This window comes from Azohydromonas aeria (assembly GCF_009760915.1).
Taxonomy (GTDB): Bacteria; Pseudomonadota; Gammaproteobacteria; order Burkholderiales; family Burkholderiaceae_C; genus Azohydromonas; species Azohydromonas aeria.
In genome coordinates this window covers 1-899 of sequence record NZ_VIDQ01000208.1, presented here as the reverse complement: position 1 = coordinate 899, position 899 = coordinate 1, and the positions used below count along the sequence as shown (strand labels likewise).

Annotated in this window: 1 protein-coding gene; it reads right to left on the bottom strand. The window is 65.5% G+C overall.

What is annotated here, in order from left to right; genetic code table 11:
* Positions 1–20: 20 nt before the first annotated feature.
* The gene (locus FJ694_RS36550; protein ID WP_157272408.1) at positions 21–824 is read right to left on the bottom strand and encodes an IS5 family transposase; all 804 of its coding nucleotides are present in this window, start codon (positions 822–824) and stop codon (positions 21–23) included.
* Positions 825–899 lie beyond the last annotated feature (75 nt).

The window sequence follows — 899 nt, the reverse complement described above, 5'->3', positions numbered from 1 at the left end:
AGTGGCTCTAACCTTTTGAACTACGACGGCTGCAGGTGATGCCAGCAGATGAGCGCGCAGCCCAGCGTGAGGAAGGCTTGGTGGATGTCGGCCCGGCGCTCGAAGCGCGTACGCAGTCGGCGCATTTGATGCAGCCAAGCGATCGTGCGCTCCACTACCCAACGTTCCTTGCCCAACCCAGAGCCATGAGGCGTGCGGCGCCGAGCAATGAACGGTCGGATGTGCAACAGGCGCAGCCAACGCCTGTGCGGCTCGGCATCGTAGGCCCGGTCGCCCAGCAGCGCCTTGGGGCGTCTGCGCGGGCGTCCGCGCTTGCCACGCACTGGCGGCACGGACTGCACCAGCTTGCGCAGTTGCGTGGAGTCGTGGCGGTTGGCGCTCGTGACGCTCGAAGCCAGCGGCACGCCTTGCGCGTCCGTAAGGACATGGTGCTTGCTGCCTTTTTTCCTCCTGTCCACGGGGCTGGGTCCGGTATGGTCGCCAACGTGAACGGCGCGCACCGACGACGAGTCGATGACGGCTCGCTCCCAGTTGATGCGATCGACACCTCGCAGCCGCGCCAGCAACTCCGCGTGCAGCCTCTGCCATACGCCCACGGCTTGCCAGTCGCGCAGGCGTCGCCAGCACGTCATGCCGCACACGCCCATCTCCGCAGGCAGGTCCTCCCACTGGATACCAGTCTTGAGTACGAAGACGATGCCAGTGAGGCAGCGCCGCAGGTCTGCCGGCTTGCGCCCCGGATGGTCCCTGCGGCGTGGCTTGGGTGGGGGCAGCAGCGGCTCAATGACGGCCCAAAGTTCATCGTCAATCAGTGGTCTGGCCATAGCGACACCTCGTTCAGCAGACGGGTTCGCCAAGCACGGCGGCATCTACCGTGCCGTTATTTGGTTAGGGCCTTT